An 18129-nucleotide genomic window follows, 5' to 3' on the forward strand; every position below is an offset into this window, starting at 1 on the left:
GCTATCGAGGGCACCGCGACGAGGCATCCGGCGCCCCCGCTCACACTCAGGTGGCGCAACACGCGGAATCGACCGCCCCACCCCGCGTGTCGCGACCCCCGAAGGTGCGACCCCCGAAGGTGCGACCCGAACGTGGCGACGGCCCGGTGACGCGGCAACCGGCGGGATCCGGCGGCATCCGGGCGGGATCCGCGGGCGGCGTCTTAGAGTTGGGGCATGGCAGTGGCATCCGGTCCTGACCGTGAGAACACCGGGCCCGGCGCGGAGGATCCGCCGCACCCCGCCGACGCGGTGTACGCCGACGGTCCCGAGACCGCGGAGCTGGCCGCGGCGGCCGAGGCTCCCGCGCCGTCCGACGACGACCTCGCGCGGGCTGCGGCCGAGACGGGCGACCCGGATGCCGCGGCCGACGTCGCGACCGGCGACACCGGCGCGGCGCGCCCGCCCTCGACGGACGGGCCCGACCCGGAGGCGGCCGCGGCGCCGGATCAGGTGATCCGCGAGCCGGAGGACGTCGCCCCCGACACCGCCGATGACGAGACCGGCGAGGCACGCCGCGTCGACGCGGCGGGACGCACCGAGCCGCTGGCGGACACCGGCCGGCCGAGCCCGAAGGCCGCCCTCGTGTACAACCCCATCAAGGTCGACGCCGAGCAGCTCCGGAGCCTCGTGGCGCGGCTGTCGGCCGAGGCGGGCTGGAACGAGCCGCTGTTCTACGAGACGACCGTCGACGACCTGGGCGACGACGTGACGCGGCAAGCGCTCGAAGAGGGGGTGAACGCGGTGCTCGTGGCCGGCGGCGACGGGACGGTCCGCGCGGTGTCGGAGGCGATGACCGGCAGCGAGGTGCCGCTGACCATCGTTCCGAGCGGCACCGGCAACCTGCTCGCCCGCAACCTGCAGCTTCCGCTGGACGGGCCCGAAGACATGGTGCGGGCGACGTTCGACGGCGATCGCGAGACGATCGACGTCGGGCTGGCGCGGCTGCGTCGCCCCGACGGGAAGGTCGACGAGCACGCGTTCGTCGTGATGGGCGGCATGGGCCTGGACGCCGCCATGATCGCCAACACGAACCCGCAGCTGAAGAAGTCGATGGGATGGGTGGCGTATGTCGATGGCGCCGCGCGGTCGTTGGTGAGCGCGCAGCCGTTCCGCGTCATGTACGAGCTGCCCGGCCACCGGCTGCACTCCACGCGCGTGCAGAGCGTGCTGTTCGCCAACTGCGGCTCGCTGCCGGCCGGGCTCGAGCTCATCCCCGAGGCGTCGGTCTCGGACGGCGAGCTCGACATCGTGATCGTCCAGCCCAAGGGACCGTTCGGGTGGCTCCTGGTGTGGCGGCGCGTCGCGTGGGACAACAGCGTGCTGCGGCGCTTTCGCACGGGGCGTCGCATCCTGTCGCTGCGCACGCGCGACAGCGCCGTGCGCTACGCGCGCGGCGACGGCATCGACATCGGCACGAGCGAGCCGCGGCCGGTGCAGCTCGACGGCGACGAGTTCGGCGAGGCGGTGCACGTGACCGTGCGGGTCGAGCCCGCGGCGCTGCAGATCGCGATCCCGCGCGGCCACTCCATCACTCCTCCGGCCAACGGGGCGCGCAAGAAGTCCCGCAAGCAGGCGCGACAGCGCCGGCGGGCCACGGCATCCGTCACCCCTTGACGGCGCCTCCGAGCCCGGCCGAGCGCAGGAACACCGACTGGAACAGCAGGAACATCGCGATCGGGATGAGCGTCGCGATCGCGAGCGCCGCGAGGAACACGTCGAGCTCGGTCTGCGACTGCACCGCGGGCAGGCGCACCGACAGCGGCTGGACGGCCGGGTCGGGCAGGACCAGCATCGGCCACAGGTAGTCCTTCCACGCCGCAATGATCGCGAAGACCGACACCACGCCGAGGATCGGCTTCGACATGGGCAGCACGATCGACCAGAACAGCCGGAACGGTCCCGCGCCGTCGGTCTTCGCCGCCTCGAACACCTCGCGGGGCAGATTGTCGAAGAACCGCTTCACGAGCAGGATGTTGAACGCGTTCGCCGCCATCGGCAGCCACACCGCGAGGTAGTTGTTGAGCAGGCTGGCATCCTCACCGAGGAACGGCGGCCGCACGATCGTCAGGTACAGCGGCACCAGCAGCACGATCCCGGGGATGAACAGCGTCGCGAGCACCAGCCCGTTGAGGATCGGCGCGTACCTCGGCCGCAGCACCGACAGCGCGTAGCCCGCGGTCGTCGCGATGAACAGCTGCGCGAACCACGCGCCCGCCGCGATCACGACGGTGTTGAAGAAGTACTGGTCGATGTGGATGTCGTTCCACGCCGCGGACAGGTTCTGCCAGTCGATGCCGTTCGGCCAGAGCGCGAACGGCTGCTGGATGGTGTCCTGTGTGGGCGTGACGGCGGACTTCGCGAGCCACAGGATCGGACCGAGCCCGGCGATCACGAGCGTGACGAAGAGGAAGACGTGGGTCAGCGACATCCCGACCCGCGTGCCGGGCCTGCGCCGCTCCGACGTCGAGACGACGGTGCGCTCGGCCATGTCGTCCACGGATGAGCGCTTGCGGCCGCCGCCGGAGCCGCGACGCGACAGGAAGCCCCGCATGCCCTCTCGACGCTCGGCGTTGGTGATCGTCGACATCATGAGGTGCTCCAGCGGTTGGTGAGCTTGAAGTACAGCCACGACAGGATCGCGAGCACGATCGCCAGCAGCACCGACACCGCGGTCGCCTCGCCGTAGTCGCCGCCCAGGCTGTTGCGGAACGCCTTGTCGTAGATGTAGAGGAGGATCGTCTTCGTCGCGCCCGCGGGTCCGCCGCCGGTGAACAGGAACGGTTCGAGGAACACCTGCGCGGTCGCGATGACCTGCAGGATCAGCATGATGAAGAGGATGCCGCGCAGCTGCGGCAGCGTGACGTGCCAGATCTTGCGCCAGATGCCGGCGCCGTCGACCTCGGCCGCGTCGTACAGCTCCGGGGGCACCGACAGCAGCGCCGCGAGGTAGATGATGATCGAGCCGCCGGCCGCTGCCCACGTCGCCTCGAGCACGAGGGACGGCATCGCCTGCGCGGCGGACTGGATCCAGGGCTGCGGCGGGACGCCGAACCACCCCAGCACCGTGTTGAAGACGCCCGACGGGTCGGCGCTGTAGAAGAACTTCCACAGCAGCACCGCCACCACGGGCGGGATCACGACGGGCAGGTACGCGAGCGCCGAGTACAGCCCCTTGCCGCGCCGCACTTCGCTCATCAGCACCGCCATGAGCAGCGGCAGCGGGAACCCGAAGAGCAGCGCGAGCACCGCGAAGTAGATCGTGTTGATCACCGCGCGCCCGAGCTCGGGATCGGTGATCACCGCGACGTAGTTGTCGAAGCCCACCCATTCCGAGACGATCAGGTTCGTCTTCTGGAGGCTCATGATCACCGACTGCACGATCGGCGACCACGAGAAGAAGAAGAACACGAACACCATCGGCAGCACGAACAGCAGGTTCGCCAGCCCCCCGCCGCGGTACCACGTGAGCGGGCTGCGTCGGCGCCGCGGCCGCGCGGGCGGGGCGGCGGGCGGGACGGATGCCTCTGCCGCGCGCTCCTCGATCGTCATGGTCATGTTCAGCCTTCGCTGTGGTTCTTACGTGGTCCGCGAGACTTCACGAATGTCACCGTTTCGGGCGCGGACAGTGACATTCGTGAAGTCTCGCGCGGAGGGGGACGGATGCCGCGGCCCGGCGTTCGGGCGCCGGGGCCGCGGCATCCGCTACATGATCACTCGTCGAGCAGGGCCTGGGCGTCCGCCTGGGCCTGGGCCAGGAGAGCGTCGATGTCGGCGTTCTGGTCGGTGAGGACCGTCTGGACCACCGTGTCGAGGAGCGCGTACACCTCCTGCGTGGACTTCTTCGGCTCGCCGACGGGCGTCTGGTCCCAGATGCTGTCGATGAACGGCGTCATCTGGTCGCGCGGCACGTTGATGTACGGCTCGATCCAGACGAGCGACTCCTCGTACAGCTCACGGCTGAGCACCGGCAGCAGCGGTGTGCCGACCGCCTGTTCCGAGGCGGCGAGCGTCTCGGCGTCGGCGACCGCGGCATCCTCGTTCATGAGCTTCTGCATGTAGTACCAGTCGATCCACTCGACGGCGGCCTCCTTGGTCGCGTCGTCCACGGTCGGGCTGATGACCGCGATGTCGCCGCCTCCCAGCGTGCCGGGGTCCTCACCCTCGACGGGCAGGACGCCGAGCCCGTAGATGTCGGGATCCATGCCGAAGTCGCGGACCAGGGCGTAGTACACGTCGGAGCCCGACGTGTACATGCCGATGTTGCCGGCGGCGAACTCCTGGTTGATGGTGCCCCAGTCGAGGTCGGACTTTGCGCCGAACGCGTCGTCCTCCCAGCGCACGTCGTGCAGGAACTGCAGCGCCGCCGCCGTGGCCTCGTTGTCGATCGTCGACTCGGCCGAGCCGTCCTCGTTGTCGACCTGCGTGCGACCGCCGCGGGCGACCGTGGCGGCTGTCAGCTGCCAGCCCCCGGTGTTGTTGATCGCCATCTGCGCGTAGCCGGCCTTGCCGGTCGCGTCGTGGATCTGCTTGGCGTACTCGCGCACCTCTTCCCACGTGGTCGGCGGCTGGTCGGGGTCGAGCCCCGCCGCCTCGAAAAGCTCGCGGTTGTAGTGCAGGCCCATCGCGTACGCCTGGCGCGGGAAGCCGAAGATGTTGCCGTCGGCGTCCCTGACGCCGTCGAGGATGACCGGGTTGAAGTTGTCCTCGTACCCGAGCTCCTTCATCTCGGCCGTCACGTCCATGAGCTGACCGTTCTCGAGCAGCGTCTTGGAGTCGGTGAACGGCACCGTGAACACGTCGGGAAGGCTGCCGCCGGCGAGCTGCACGGCGAACGTCGGGCCTTCCCATTCGTACTCGACACCGATGATGTCGATGTCGGGGTGCTCGTCCTCGAACTGCGCCTCCTGCTCGGCGAACGCCTCGTAGGCGGCCTCGTCGGCGCCGGGCGGGAACGTCGCGACGCGCAGCTCGACCTTGCCGTCGCCGCTGTCGCCGCCGGGTGCCGAGCAGCCGACGAGTGCGCCGACCGTCGCCACGGTGGCGACACCGGCGAGCAGGACCCTTGCTGGTGACTTCATCGTCTTTCCTTTCAGAGAGGAGATCCGCGTCAGCCTCTCGGCGCGGAGGTCTCCGGGGTGGGGGTGGTGGATTCGAACTGCAGCCATGCCGCGGCGTTGCCGGGAAGCAGGGCGTCCTCGAGCGGTGCGCTCGAGAGGAGGACGGTCGCGCCGGGGGGCACCACGACCGGGTCGTCGCCGGTGTTGACGACGCACGCGAAGCGGTCGCCACGCCGGAAGGCGAGGACATCGGATGCCGCGGCCCCGGCACCTGCGGCAGGCACGGCGTCGTCCCACCACTGCAGGGGTCCGTCGCCGAGCTCGGGCAGCTCGCGCCGCAGCCGCAGCGCCTCGCGATAGAGGTTGAGCGTCGAGTGCGGGTCGGACTCCTGTGCCTCCACGGTGAGCGCACGCCAGCCGGCGGGCTGCGGCAGCCACGTCGCCACGCCGTCGGCGCCGAACCCGAACGGAGCCCGGTCGCCCGACCACGGCAGCGGCACGCGGCATCCGTCTCGTCCCGGGTCGATCCCGCCCGAGCGGTAATGCATGGGGTCCTCGATCACCTCGAGGGGGAGGTCCTCGACCTCGGGCAGTCCCAGCTCGTCGCCCTGGTAGATGTACAGGCTCCCGGGGAGCGCTGCGACGAGCAGCGCCGCAGCGCGCGCGCGGTGCCGGCCCAGCTCGGGGTCGGTCGGCACGCCGAAGCGCTTCTTGAGGAACGCGAAGGCGCTGTCCTCCCGGCCGTAGCGCGTCACGGGTCGCGTGACATCGTGATTGCTCAGCACCCATGTCGACGGGGCGCCGACGGGCGCGTGGGCGGCGAGGGTCGCGGTGATGGATTCGCGGAAGGATGCCGCGCCCCACGGCCGCGCCAGGAAGTCGAAGTTGAACGCGGTATGCATCTCGTCGGCGCGCAGGTAATTCGTGAAGCGCACGATGTCGGGCACCCAGATCTCGCCGACGAGCACGCGCGTGCCCGGGTACGAGTCGGCGATCGCGCGCCACGCGCGGTAGATGTCGTGCAGCTCGTCCCGGTCCTCGGTGGGGTGGTCGGGCTTCGCGCCCACCTCGGGGAGGTCGGGGTCCTTGATGAGCAGCGCCGCGGAGTCGATGCGCACGCCGGCGACGCCCCGATCGAACCAGAACCGCAGGATCTCCTCGTGCTCGCGGCGCACGTCGGGATGGTTCCAGTTCAGGTCCGGCTGCTCGGGCGTGAACAGGTGCAGGTACCACTCCCCCGGCGTGCCGTCGGGGTTGGTCGTGCGGGTCCACGTCTGCCCCTGGAAGCTCGACACCCAGTTCGTCGGGATCTCGTCGCCGTGCTCGCCGCGACCCGGGTGGAACCAGAAGCGCTCGCGCTCGGGGCTTCCGGGGCCCGCGGCGAGCGCCGCCTGGAACCACGGGTGCTGATCCGAGATGTGGTTCGGGACGACGTCGACGATGGTGCGGATGCCGAGGCTCAGGGCGTCCTGGATGAGCAGCTCCGCCTCTTCCAGCGTGCCGAAGCGCGGGTCGATGTCGCGGTAGTCCTGGACGTCGTAGCCGCCGTCGGCCATCGGGCTGGGATACCAGGGCGTGAACCAGATGGCGTCGACGCCGAGGTCCTTCAGATACCCCAGACGCGAGCGCACCCCCGCCAGATCGCCCGTGCCGTCGCCGTTTCCGTCGGCGAAGCTGCGGACGTACACCTGGTAGATCACGGCGGAGCGCCACCACAGCGGATCGTCGGTGGCGGGGACCGCGTGGTCGCTGCGGGCAAGGACCTCGGTGTCCACGGAACTCCTCATCGTCGATGGAAAGACTCGATGAGGAGAATGTATTCGCGTGGCCCCAATCACGCAAGTCTTTGACAGATCAATGCAAGATCACGATTAAGCAACAACAGTTGGTGCATGCGTGCGCTGCCAGGTGATTAAGTCGGCGATCTTCGCGACCAGGGGGCGTCCTAGGGGCGCGCCTTCCCATACGCCTGCTCGCGCGTTTCGATCTCGGCGACGTGGTCGCCGGCGCGGGGTGGCTGCGGGATCGCGCGCTGCCGCCGGTGAGCTCGCTGTACCACCCGCACCGTGTGCAAAGCGGCGGACCGAGGCACGCGAGAGGCTCCGGCGGCGAGCAGCCCCCCGTTTCGCGAGACGGGTCAGGCCGGGACGGGGCCCGTCGACGCCCGCAGCACGAGCTCGGGCTCGAAGAGCAGCTCGTCGCCGGCCTCGGTCGTGCCGGCTATCTGCGAGAGCAGCAGGTCGATGACGGTGCGCCCCATCGACTCGATGGGCTGACGCACCGTCGTGAGCGGCGGCTCGGTGCAGCTCATCAGGAACGAGTCGTCGAAGCCGACGACGCTCACGTCGTCGGGCACGCGCAGCCCCGCCCGGCGCGCGGCACGCACCGCGCCGAGGGCCAGCGGATCGCTCGCGCACACGATCGCGGTCGCCCCGGCGGAGAAGAGACGCGACGCCCCCGCCTGGCCGGATTCGAGGGAGTACAGGCCGCGCACCACGAGGGTCTCGTCGAGAGGCGACCCGAGCCGGTCGAGCAGGCGCTGCGCTGCGGCGAGCTTGCGCTGCGAGGGGATGTGGTCGAGCGGGCCGAACAGCAGCCCGATCCGCCGGTGCCCGAGCTGATGGAGGTGCTGGATCGCCTGCTCCGCGGCCGCCCCGTCGTCGGTCGACACGGTCGCGAAGTCGAGCGACGGGATGCGCGCGTTCACCAGCACGGTCGGGAGGTTCACCTGCCGCAGCCGCTCGTAGTGCTCGTGCGCGGCATCCGCCTGACTGTAATTGCCGCCGAGGAAGATGACGCCGGACACCTGCTGCTGCAGCAGCAGGTCGACGTAGTCCGACTCGGTGATGCCGCCCGCGTTCTGCGTGCACAGCAGCGGCGTGTAGCCGTTCTGGGTCAGACCGCCGCCGATGATCTCGGCGAGCGCGGGGAAGATCGGGTTCTGCAGCTCGGGCAGCACGAGGCCCACGAGCCGTGCGCGCTCGCCGCGGAGCTTGGTCGGGCGCTCGTACCCCAGCACATCGAGCGCCGTGAGCACGGCCTGGCGCGTGGCGTCAGAGACACCCGGCTTGTCGTTGAGCACCCGGCTGACGGTCGCTTCGCTGACCCCGACCTTGCGCGCGACTTCTGCGAGACGCTTCGACATGCGTTCAGTGTACGCAAGAACTTGCGTGATTCCGCAAGTGGATGAAAGCTACGGATGCGGAATATCGGTCGGGGGATGCACCGTTGCGCCTCACCATGACAACCATCGGAATCATCGGTGCAGGACACATCGGCAGCGCACTCGCGCGGGCGTTCTCGGGCCTCGGCTACGACGTGGTGATCGCGAACTCGCGGGGGCCAGAGACGCTCCAGGACCTCGTGGCCGGGCTCGGTCCCAAGGTCCGCGCCGCGACCGCGCCGGAGGCCGCCGCCGCAGCGGACATCGCCGTGGTGACGGTGCCGCTCAAGGCGGTGAAGGACGTGCCCGTCGAGCCCCTCGCCGGCAAGATCGTGGTCGACACCAACAACTACTACTTCGAGCGCGACGGCCACATCGACGCCCTGGACCGCGGCGAGACCACGACCTCCGAGATCGTCCAGCAGCACCTGCCGACGTCGAAGGTCGTGAAGGCCTTCAACCAGATCCTCGCGTCGGAGATCAACACCACCGGCCTCCCGGCCGGCGAGCCGAACCGCCGCGCACTCGGCACCGCGAGCGACCACGCCGACGCGATCGAGGTGGTCACCGACATCTACGACCGGCTCGGCTTCGACACCGTGAGCGCGGGCCCCCTCAGCGAGTCGTGGCGACTCGAGCGCGACCGGCCCGCGTACGTGGCGCGCCAGACCGCCGCCGAGCTGCGCGAGAACCTCGCGAAGGCGAACCGTCTTCCCTGACGGCGGAATACGGGGGATGCCGCGACCGGTTGTGGCTGGGGATGAGCACTGCAGCCCCCGCCCCGCTTTCGCTGTCCGTCCTCGACCTGGTCCCGGTGCGCACCGGGCAGACGAGCGCGCAGGCGGTGACGGCATCCCTCGCCCTCGCCGCGGCGGCGGATCGACTCGGATTCCGGCGGTACTGGTTCGCCGAGCACCACAACATGCCCGCCGTGGCGTCGACGACCCCGCCGGTGCTCGCGGCCGCCGCCGCCGCACGCACCTCGCGCATCCGGCTCGGGTCGGGCGGCGTCATGCTGCCGAACCACTCGCCGCTCGTGGTGGCCGAACAGTTCGCGGCCCTCGAGGCCATCGCGCCCGGCCGCATCGACCTCGGCATCGGCCGCGCTCCGGGGTCCGACCCGGTGATCACGCAGCTGCTCCGCCAGAGCGGCACCACCAGCGATGTCGAGCGCTTCCCGGAGCACGTGCGCGACATCGTGTCGCTCGTATCGGCCGAAGGCGCGGCGCTCCGCTTCACGTCCGGCGGGACCTACGACGTCCACGCCACGCCGGCCGCGACGAGCGTGCCGGAGGTGTGGCTGCTCGGCTCGAGCGACTACTCGGCGCAGCTCGCGGCATCCTTCGGCCTGCCGTACGTGTTCGCGAACCACTTCTCGGGCGAAGGACTGGACCGCGCGCTCGAGCTGTACCGCTCGCAGTTCCAGCCCAGCGAGACCCTCGCCGCGCCTCGCACCTTCCTCACGGCGAACGTGCTGGTCGCGCCCACGCACGAGGAGGCGGAGGCGCGGGCGCTGCCCAACCTGCGCATGACCGCGCGCCTGCGCACGAACAGGCCGCTCGTGCCGCTCGAGACCGTCGAGGAGTCCCTCGCAGGGGCAGCGGACTTCGCCGGCCTCGGCGAGACGTTCATGGCCTCGGCCCGCGCGACCTGGTTCGTGGGCACGGCCGAGACCGTGGCATCCGAGCTGCACGCCTTCGCCGCTCGGCACGGCGTCGACGAGGTGATGATCTCGCCGATCGCGGGGTCGTACGAGAGCGAGCCGATGGATGCCTCGCCCGGCCGCGTGCGGACGCTCGAGCTCCTCGCCACCGAGCTGCTGGAGTAGCGCTCCCCGATATCACACGATCTGGGTGATGTCCCTGTCCGGCGCGGCCGACACCGTGGAAGCGATTGTCGCGAAGGCCGTGTTCGACGGCCGCGCGAGGACAGGGGGGCGAACACATGTCGATTCGGATGCCGGACGGAACGAGCACACGACCCCGGCGGCGCAGCCGCTCTGCGATGGTGTTCGTGGCGGTGCTCGCGGTCGTCGCGGGAGTCGTGCTGCCGACGACAGCCCCGGCCCGCGCAGGCCAGGGAAGCCTCGTCTCAGGTGTCGCGTGGGGGGACTCGAACCGCGACGGCCTGCGGCAGGGCGGCGAGGTCGTGCAGTCCGGCGTCACGGTAGAGCTGCTGTCGTCGCCCGGCGGAGCGGTGATCGCGTCGACGACGACCGGCGCAGGGGGCACGTACAGCTTCGCCGACGTCGCGGACGGCGACTTCGTCGTTCGCGTCGATGCGCCCGGACCTTTCCGGTTTCCGGCGACACCGAGCGGTGACAACGACTTCGGCCGTGCGGGTCAGCCGAATCCCGGGGAACCCGAACGCGGCGTGAGCGTGCCGTTCGCCATCGTGGGGGCCGCACAGGTGACGGCGCTCGACGCCGGCCTGCAGCCGATCGCCGACCTCGTCGTCGAGCGGCTGCCAGAAGCCGAGGCCTGCGAAGGATTCGCCGTGACCGGTCTGCCGCCGTTCGACGCGTCTGACGGCCCCGGCCTCGACTCTGGGCCGGGCAACTGCGTGGTCCGCACGAACGACAGCGTGCTGCAGAACTACTCGGTGTCGCTGACGGGGCTCCCCACCGGGGCGTCGGTCCCCAATGTCGTCGCGCAGTTCACGCTTTCGTCTCCGGATGGAGCGGCACTCGAGCTGGTGGGCCCCAGCGCCAACGGGCTCCCAGCCGGGTGCCTCGGCGCCGCGAACGGCGCGAACCCGGCCTCCTCGCGCACCATCAATCCGGACGGCTCCATCACCGTGACGTGCAACCTCGGCACGATGTCGTCGAGCGTCGCTGCCATTCAGTTCGCCTACCGTTTCGCGGGAGACACCCCGGTTCCCGCCCACGCCAGTATCGAGATGCACGCCTACGCCGGCCAGGGCGACGCGGGCATGTCGAACTCGGTCTCCGGTCCCGTCGTCGAGGTCACGGGCACCGCGCGGTGGGACCTCGAGAAGACGCTCTACCCCGCCACCGGCGTCGGCAACGCTGGCCCCGACTTCACCATCCTCACCATCGGCGGGGTGCCCACCGAAGGGTACTTCGTGCGGTACATGTTCCACATCCGCGACCTCATGGGCGGAACCGGCGGCAGCGAGCTCGTGTGGCCGGTGACGTTCACCGACGTGATGCCGGAGTTTCCCGGCGCTCGCATCACGGAGTGCCGTGGCGCTCAGGGCGCCGACGGCATGGCAGGGTCGCCGTGGACGCTCACGTGCCCTGCGGTGTCTGAGGTGCAGGGAGCCGACGGCTGGACCCTCAGTATCCGCCCCAACAGCGGTGCCGGCTCGGATACGGGTGAGGGGCACATGGTGATGACCGTGTTCGTGCCGCTGGAGGAGATGAACCGGGCGATCAACCCGGCGTGGCAGCCGGGTGACCCGGTGCCCACCGGCACGTTCGATTACGACAACCGTGCGCAGGACACCGACCACTGGGCGCTCAACGGCGGGGCGCTCAACTTCGGCGATGGGCACGAGCCCGGCTGGGACGGCACCGGCAACAACCTCGCCACGCGCGCGGCGAGTGCGGCCGCACCGCGCTGGGACCTTCAGAAGAACTTCCGCCAGGGCCCCACCTTCAGCACCCAGACCATCAACGGCGTGCAGGTCTCGGGTTACACCATCGACTACGACTTCCGAGTCCTCGACCTCGCCGGGGCCGACAACGTAGGGCCATGGCTGGATCGCCCGATCGCGTTCAAGGATCGACTCGTCAGCCACCCCGGCGCCATCCTTCTCAGCTGCCGGGAGCTGCAGCCGAATCCGAACGTCGAATCAACGAATTGCGAGACGGGGGCGCAGCCCGCCGACGGCTGGGACATCAGCGCGATGCCGAATCAGCGGGGCTTCAATAACCGGCGCATGGATTTCATCGCGCGGATTTTCATCCCCATGGACGCGATGCCCGCCGACCCGTGCGAGAACAACGTCACGATGGATTTGCGCAACGAGGCGGTCGGGTCCGATACGTGGACCATCGAGGGGCAGCCGAACAACGGCACGGGCTTCGAACCCGGGTGGGACGGCACGACGGCGACTGGCAACAACCTCGACGTGCGCAGCGTGCGACCCTCCCCGGCGGAGTGCGGCATCCTGACCGGCGACAAGCAGTACATCGCCACCGAGACCGGCGGGGAGTACGGCGGCAACCCCAATCAGTTCCGGCCGTCGTTCGCCGGCCACACGCTGAACACGACGGTGGGGCTGAGCGCAAGCAGCGACCGCATCTCGGTCACCAACCTGCAGCTGTGCGACGTCTTCGACGTCTCGACGCAGTTCCTTCGGCCTGGCGGGACCACGACGGTGACCGCCACGGGTTCCGTCAACCCGGCGGACTACGTGATCGAGTACGCGGTCGGACCGAACGCCGTCGACACCCAGGCGGGGCCGTTCGACACGACGCCCAATGTCAATCTCTTCCCCAGCGACACGTCGTCGCTCAGCGACGCGGCAGCGTCGTGCCGCGAGGACCCCGGCCCGTGGTCGACCGATCCGGCGTCGTTCGGCGCGGATTGGCGCGACCGCGTGAACATGATCCGCGTGCGTCCGACCGACCCCACCCTCACGGAGGTCGGACCCTTCAGCGTCAACCTGTGGTCGGCCCTCCAGGTCCGCGGAACGTACAACGGTGGACCGAACGCCGGAGAGATGATCCCGCACCGCATCCGCCTCTCCAACGCCGGCGGCTGGCCGACCACCACCGGCTGGTCCACGATCGTTCGGGAACGACGCTTCGAGGGTCCGCAACTGGTCGTCGACAAGACGGTCACTCCCACGCAGTACCTGCCCGGCAACACCGCGATCTGGGATCTGAACGTGCTGGCAGACCGCACCTTCGCCGGGATGACGATCGTCGACGTGAAGGTGATCGATACCATCCCCACCGATCTGCACTTCGACGCCGCGTGCACGCAGGCGCGCCTTCCCCAGGGCGTGACGATGAGCTACGACGCGGTGACTCGCCAGGTGACGTTCAGTGGCGGGGACGTGCCGATCGTCACCACCGGGACGAACCAATGGATCTTCCATCCGACGGCCGCGGGCGCCCGGCGCCTGCAGATCTGCACCACCGTCGACTCGCTCGCGCAACCCGGCGACACCTACGTGAACACCATGCAGGCGACGGCTGCCAACTCGACGAATGCCCCCACTGACACGGCGACCATCCAGATCGTGGGTGCGGGTCAGATGGGTATCTCCAAGACGGTGGACAAGGCGTACGTCGCAAGCGGCGAGCCGTATACCTGGTCGCTGGACTGGGGGAACACCTCGACCGTGCTCTCGTTCCAGGCTCCGGATCTGATCGACGTGCTGCCGTGGAGCGGCGACGGTGCGGCCGATGCGCTCTCGCGTCGCGATCAGTTCGCGACGGACTACACCGGTTCGGTGCAGCTGACGGGTCCACTCGCGGCTCCGACGTACCTTCGCGGCGGCACCGGCGCGGTGCCCGGCACGTGGTACTACACCACGGCGGCGCCGGCCACGGTCAACCACGACCCGCGCGACGCGTCGAACGCCAACCCGGCGACCCCGGGCGGACGCTGGCTGACCGCTGCCGAGGTCGCCGACTTCGGCGCCGTGACGGCGGTGCGGTTCGTTTCGGCATCGACGCTTCCGGTGCAGTCGCGGGTGCGGGCTCTGATCCCGGCGGTGTCGACGAGCAACGACCTCGACAATCTGTACGTGAACCGGGCGATGATCTTCTCGCCCACGTTCGCGAACCAGCCGCTGCTGTCGAACGAGCCGTACGTGCAGATGCCGGGGTTCACCCTCGGCGACCTGGTGTGGATGGACCGCAACGGCAACGGAGTGTTCGACGCCGGCGAGACGGGCATTCCCGGGGTGACCGTGCAGGTGCGTAACGCGAGCGGCGACGTGGTCGGCACCCGGGTGACCGACGCGGCGGGCCGATGGTCGGTCGCGGGGCTGCCTGCCGGCACTTACACCGCGAACATCCCGGCATCGATGTTCGCCGCCGGAGGTCCGCTGGCCGACTACGTCGTGCGCACCGTCGGCTCCAGCGACACCGCGGCGCCGAACGAGAACGCCGACAACAACAACACGGCAGCCCCAGACCCCGCGACGACGGGTCTGACCAGCACGCCGGTGACCATGGCGTACGTATACAGCGGAGGGGAACTGTCCGGAGGCAACGGGCCGACCGGCGACGATGTGGCGGGTCTCGCCGACGAGCTCATCGCGGACGGGTTCACCACGTTCACGGGCGACCTGGCGCTCATGCCCGCACCCGGCGTCGACATCGAGAAGCACACGAACGCTCAGGATGCCGACACCCCGACCGGGCCGACCGTTCCGGTGGGGGGCGCCGTACGGTGGACCTACATCGTGACGAACTCCGGCGGAGTCGATCTGACGAACGTTACCGTCACCGACGACCGGGTGGCGGACTCCGCCATCGACTGCGACGGCACCGGCAGCAACGTCATCGCCGGGCCGCTCGCGCCCGACGCGACATTCACGTGCGTGGCCACGGGCACGGCGATCGCGGGCCAGTACGCGAACACCGGCACGGTGACGGGCCTCGACCCGACGCAGGCCGAGGTCACCGACGACGACCCGTCGCACTACTTCGGCGGGACGCCGGCCGTCGACATCGAGAAGGCCACCAACGGTCAGGACGCCGACACCCCGACCGGTCCATACGTTCAGGTCAGCAGCGTCGTCCGCTGGACGTATGTCGTCACCAACACCGGCACGGTCCCGTTGACGAACGTCACGGTGACGGACGACATGCTGGATGCCGGCGCTATCGACTGCGATGGGACGGGCGGCAACGTGATCGCCGGGCCGCTGCCGGCCGACGCCTCCTTCACCTGCGTCGCGACCGGCACAGCGGACGTCGGGCAGTACGCGAACCTCGGCACAGTGAGGGCGACCGGCCCGGTGACCACCGACGTCGACGGGAACCCGGTCGCCGGCGTGATCGTCGACGACGACGACCCGTCGCACTACTTCGGCGCCCTCCCGGCCATCGACATCGAGAAGGCGACGAACGGCCAGGACGCCGATCAAGCGCCTGGCGTGCCGTTGGCGACCGGAGCGATCGTGGAGTGGACGTACGTCGTGACCAACACCGGCAATGTGCCGCTGATCGATGTCACCGTGACCGACGACAAGGTCGCCGCCTTCCAGATCTGGTGCGACGGGAGGCCGTCGAACGTGGTCGCCGGCCCACTCGCACCCGGTGCGTCGTTCACCTGCAACGCCCTGGGCGTCGCCATCACGGGCGCGTACGCGAACACCGGCAGCGCGACCGGCACCGTCCCCGGCACGGAGATCGCCGTCACCGACGACGACCCGTCGCACTACACCGGCACCCCGGTCGCGGCGGGTCTGCCTGCGACGGGCGTCGTGCTGCCGATCACCGCCCTCGTCGGCGGCATCCTCGTCCTTCTCTCGGGACTGCTGCTCGTGGGCATCACCCGCCGTCGGAGGGCCTGAGCCGGTCGCCCGGCCGTGGGCGACACGGCCGGGCGCTCACCGGACGAGCGAATAGAACCGGAAGAACCCGAAATCCTCGATCGGCAGGATCTCGAGGTCGGCGAAACCCGCCTCGCGGGCGTAGCCGCGGAGCGTGTCGGGGCGCATGACGGTGCCGGTGCCGACGCTCGGCTGGTGCGAGAGGCCGTCGGGCAGGCAGCAGAAGAGGCTGTACCCGTACATCAGCCGCTCGACCTGGTCGCCGGGCGCCACGAGCCGGTCGCCGACCGCCTCGTCCATGACGATCACCGGCCCGCCCTCGCGCACCGCCGCACGCATCGCCCCGAGCACCTCGACGGGCCGGGGCATGTCGTGCACGCACTCGAACCCGAACGCGGCATCGAAGGGCCCGTAGTTCTCCAGCCCATCGCCGTCCGCGTTGTGGAACGTCACGCGATCGGCGACGCCGCTGTCGTGCGCGTTCGCCCGCGCGAGCTGGATCGACGGCTCGTCGATGTCGAACCCGGCCACCGTCAGTCCCGGGTACGCCTGCGCGAGCGCGATCGACGACCAGCCCGCGCCCATGCCGATGTCCGCGATGCGCGCACCCGGGCGCTCCAGCACGGAGGTCAGCGACGAGATCGGCGCGAGGGCGCCGGGCAGGGCCTCGAACCATGGCCGATTGAGACTGGCCTGGGCCTCCCGCGCATCGGCTCCCAGCTGCTCCCAGCTCACCCCGCCGCCCGTGCGGTACGCCTCGAGGAATCCTGGCATGTTGACTCCTGCGGCTGCGAACAGGCGGGGCATCCCGCCGACGAAGGCGAGGCTCCGGTCGTCCAGCAGCGCCTCGGCGGCGCCTGGCGGAAGGGTGTAGCGGCGGGACGGTGACGTTCCGTCGCCGCCCTCCTCCAGTACGAGGACTCCGCTCACCGCCTGCTGCTCGAGCCACTCGCGCGCGTAGCGCGGCGATGTGCCGGTGCGCTGCGCGAGCTCGTCGGCGGTCGCCGGTCCCGAGTCGTGCAGGCTGCGGTACCAGCCCAGGCGCACGCCGAGGTATGCCGACATGAGGTCGACCCACCCGAGCGTCGAGGCCAGGAGGCGCTCGGCGAACGCCTCCGCGGACATCGCCGATGCGGTCGTCGCGTCGGTGGATGATGTGTTCATCGGGCACCGTATCGCTCACGTGCGCGGATGCTGCGTCGCACCCCGCACCTCAGAGGGTACGAGCGGGGGGACTGCGGCGCGAGCCCTCTCGTCGCGCGGGGTGCGCGCGGCCGAGGCTCAGTCGCGCTCGTCGGGCTCGCCCGAGATGAGGCCGCGCAGCCAGTCGCGCGCCTCGACGAAGACGTCGTCGGCATACCGCTCGGGGTAGTGGACCACAGCGCGGTCCGCGCGCGGATACGACCCCAGGAAGATCACGCTCGGGCTGAAGCGACGCAGGCCCAGCAGCGCGTCGGCCATGCGCTCGTCCTCGATGTGGCCGTCGGCATCGATCACGAAACGGTAGCGGCCGAGCTCGTCGCCGATCGGGCGGGACGCCAGCAGCGAGAGGTTGATGCCGCGCGTCGCGAACTGCTCCAGCATCTCGAGCAGGGCGCCGGGATGGTCGTCGGGCAGCTCGACGATGAGCGAGGTCTTGTCAGCACCTGTCGGCGGCGGCGGCGCGACGGTGCGGCTCACGAGCACGAACCGTGTCACGGCGTTGGCGTTGTCGCCGATGTTCGACGCGAGCAGCTCGAGCTCGTGATGCTCGAGGATTCCGGGGGGCGCGATCGCGGCATCCGCGTCGCTCGTCCCGTCCAGCAGGCTCATCGCGCTCGCGACGTTGCTGGCGGCGGGCACGTGCGCGTGCGACGGCAGCTCACGCGAGAGCCACTGCAGGCACTGGGCGTACGCCACCGGGTGCGCCGAGATGAGGGAGACGTCCTCGAGGCGCGCGCCCGGGCGTCCGACGAGCACGAACTCGACGGGCACCAGGTACTCCCCCACGATGCGCAGCCCGGGGACGGTGGCCAGGGCATCCTGCGCCGTCGACACCCCGCCGTCCACGGAGTTCTCGATGGCGATCATCGCGGCATCCGAGTGCCCCTCGACGACGTCCGCGAGGGCTTCACCGACGTTCCGCACGGGCTTCCAGTCGTGGCCGCGCGCCTCGGGCACCTGGGCCAGCGCGGCTTCGGTGAACGTGCCCGCCGGGCCGAGGTAGCTGTAGGTGCGGCGGACGGGAGCGGATGCCTGAGCGTCGACGGCCTCGGAAGTCACGCCCGCCAGCCTAACCCCGGGTCCGGTTGCCCGGCCTCGGCGTGCGCAACTCAGGAAGAACCGCTCGAGCGACGCGTTCCCGCCGCCGATTCCGAGACTCTTCCTGAGTTATGCGCGCTTCGC

At 70.2% G+C, this 18129-nt stretch carries 11 protein-coding genes; 4 read left to right on the top strand and 7 right to left on the bottom strand.

What is annotated here, in order from left to right; genetic code table 11:
• Positions 1-216 precede the first annotated feature (216 nt).
• The gene (locus AC3ANN_RS15875) at positions 217-1656 is read left to right on the top strand and encodes a diacylglycerol/lipid kinase family protein (protein WP_488338351.1); all 1440 of its coding nucleotides are present in this window, start codon (positions 217-219) and stop codon (positions 1654-1656) included.
• Here AC3ANN_RS15875 and AC3ANN_RS15880 read toward each other — a convergent pair.
• The 5 genes from AC3ANN_RS15880 to AC3ANN_RS15900 all read right to left on the bottom strand — a co-directional run bounded on the left by AC3ANN_RS15880 (position 1646) and on the right by AC3ANN_RS15900 (position 8244).
• Complete coding sequence (locus AC3ANN_RS15880; protein WP_488338352.1) at positions 1646-2632, bottom strand: carbohydrate ABC transporter permease; 987 nt, start codon at positions 2630-2632, stop codon at positions 1646-1648. The genes AC3ANN_RS15875 and AC3ANN_RS15880 overlap by 11 nt on opposite strands.
• Positions 2629-3597, bottom strand: coding sequence for a carbohydrate ABC transporter permease (locus tag AC3ANN_RS15885; protein WP_488338353.1), 969 nt, complete (start codon positions 3595-3597; stop codon positions 2629-2631). The genes AC3ANN_RS15880 and AC3ANN_RS15885 overlap by 4 nt, the downstream gene beginning before the upstream one ends.
• Positions 3598-3752: 155 nt before the next feature.
• On the bottom strand, positions 3753-5120 hold the full coding sequence (locus AC3ANN_RS15890; protein WP_488338354.1) for an ABC transporter substrate-binding protein: 1368 nt from the start codon (positions 5118-5120) through the stop codon (positions 3753-3755).
• 29 nt (positions 5121-5149) lie between these two features.
• The gene (locus AC3ANN_RS15895) at positions 5150-6886 is read right to left on the bottom strand and encodes a glycoside hydrolase family 13 protein (protein ID WP_488338355.1); all 1737 of its coding nucleotides are present in this window, start codon (positions 6884-6886) and stop codon (positions 5150-5152) included.
• A 350-nt stretch (positions 6887-7236) separates the two neighbouring features.
• Entirely contained in the window at positions 7237-8244 is a 1008-nt protein-coding gene (locus AC3ANN_RS15900) for a LacI family DNA-binding transcriptional regulator (protein ID WP_488338356.1), read from the bottom strand.
• A gap of 41 nt (positions 8245-8285) precedes the next feature.
• On the opposite strand from AC3ANN_RS15900, the gene AC3ANN_RS15905 reads away from it, so the two are divergent.
• The 3 genes from AC3ANN_RS15905 (at position 8286) to AC3ANN_RS15915 (ending at position 15765) form a co-directional block, all read left to right on the top strand.
• Positions 8286-8981 (top strand): NADPH-dependent F420 reductase, encoded by a 696-nt coding sequence (locus tag AC3ANN_RS15905; RefSeq protein ID WP_488338357.1) that lies wholly within the window; start codon positions 8286-8288, stop codon positions 8979-8981.
• Positions 8982-9022: 41 nt separating this feature from the next.
• Positions 9023-10090 carry an LLM class flavin-dependent oxidoreductase gene (locus AC3ANN_RS15910; protein WP_488338358.1) on the top strand — a complete coding sequence of 356 codons (1068 nt, stop codon included), beginning with the start codon at positions 9023-9025 and terminating at the stop codon, positions 10088-10090.
• A 176-nt stretch (positions 10091-10266) separates the two neighbouring features.
• The gene (locus AC3ANN_RS15915; RefSeq protein WP_488338359.1) at positions 10267-15765 is read left to right on the top strand and encodes a DUF7507 domain-containing protein; all 5499 of its coding nucleotides are present in this window, start codon (positions 10267-10269) and stop codon (positions 15763-15765) included.
• A 36-nt stretch (positions 15766-15801) separates the two neighbouring features.
• Here the strand turns inward: AC3ANN_RS15915 and AC3ANN_RS15920 are convergent, their stop codons facing one another.
• Positions 15802-16908, bottom strand: coding sequence for a class I SAM-dependent methyltransferase (locus AC3ANN_RS15920; protein ID WP_488338360.1), 1107 nt, complete (start codon positions 16906-16908; stop codon positions 15802-15804).
• Positions 16909-17025: 117 nt separating this feature from the next.
• Positions 17026-18006 carry a prephenate dehydratase gene (pheA, locus tag AC3ANN_RS15925; protein WP_488338361.1) on the bottom strand — a complete coding sequence of 327 codons (981 nt, stop codon included), beginning with the start codon at positions 18004-18006 and terminating at the stop codon, positions 17026-17028.
• Positions 18007-18129: the final 123 nt, after the last annotated feature.

This window comes from Microbacterium sp. STRO-2N (assembly GCF_057747775.1).

Coding starts and splice junctions, on each gene's coding strand:
- AC3ANN_RS15905 (WP_488338357.1), top strand. CDS start 8,286: ATGAAAGCTACGGATGCGGAATATCGGTCGGGGGATGCACCGTTGCGC.
- AC3ANN_RS15880 (WP_488338352.1), bottom strand. CDS start 2,632: ATGATGTCGACGATCACCAACGCCGAGCGTCGAGAGGGCATGCGGGGC.
- AC3ANN_RS15890 (WP_488338354.1), bottom strand. CDS start 5,120: ATGAAGTCACCAGCAAGGGTCCTGCTCGCCGGTGTCGCCACCGTGGCG.
- AC3ANN_RS15885 (WP_488338353.1), bottom strand. CDS start 3,597: ATGACCATGACGATCGAGGAGCGCGCGGCAGAGGCATCCGTCCCGCCC.
- AC3ANN_RS15895 (WP_488338355.1), bottom strand. CDS start 6,886: ATGAGGAGTTCCGTGGACACCGAGGTCCTTGCCCGCAGCGACCACGCG.
- AC3ANN_RS15910 (WP_488338358.1), top strand. CDS start 9,023: ATGAGCACTGCAGCCCCCGCCCCGCTTTCGCTGTCCGTCCTCGACCTG.
- AC3ANN_RS15915 (WP_488338359.1), top strand. CDS start 10,267: ATGGTGTTCGTGGCGGTGCTCGCGGTCGTCGCGGGAGTCGTGCTGCCG.
- AC3ANN_RS15875 (WP_488338351.1), top strand. CDS start 217: ATGGCAGTGGCATCCGGTCCTGACCGTGAGAACACCGGGCCCGGCGCG.
- AC3ANN_RS15920 (WP_488338360.1), bottom strand. CDS start 16,908: ATGAACACATCATCCACCGACGCGACGACCGCATCGGCGATGTCCGCG.
- AC3ANN_RS15900 (WP_488338356.1), bottom strand. CDS start 8,244: ATGTCGAAGCGTCTCGCAGAAGTCGCGCGCAAGGTCGGGGTCAGCGAA.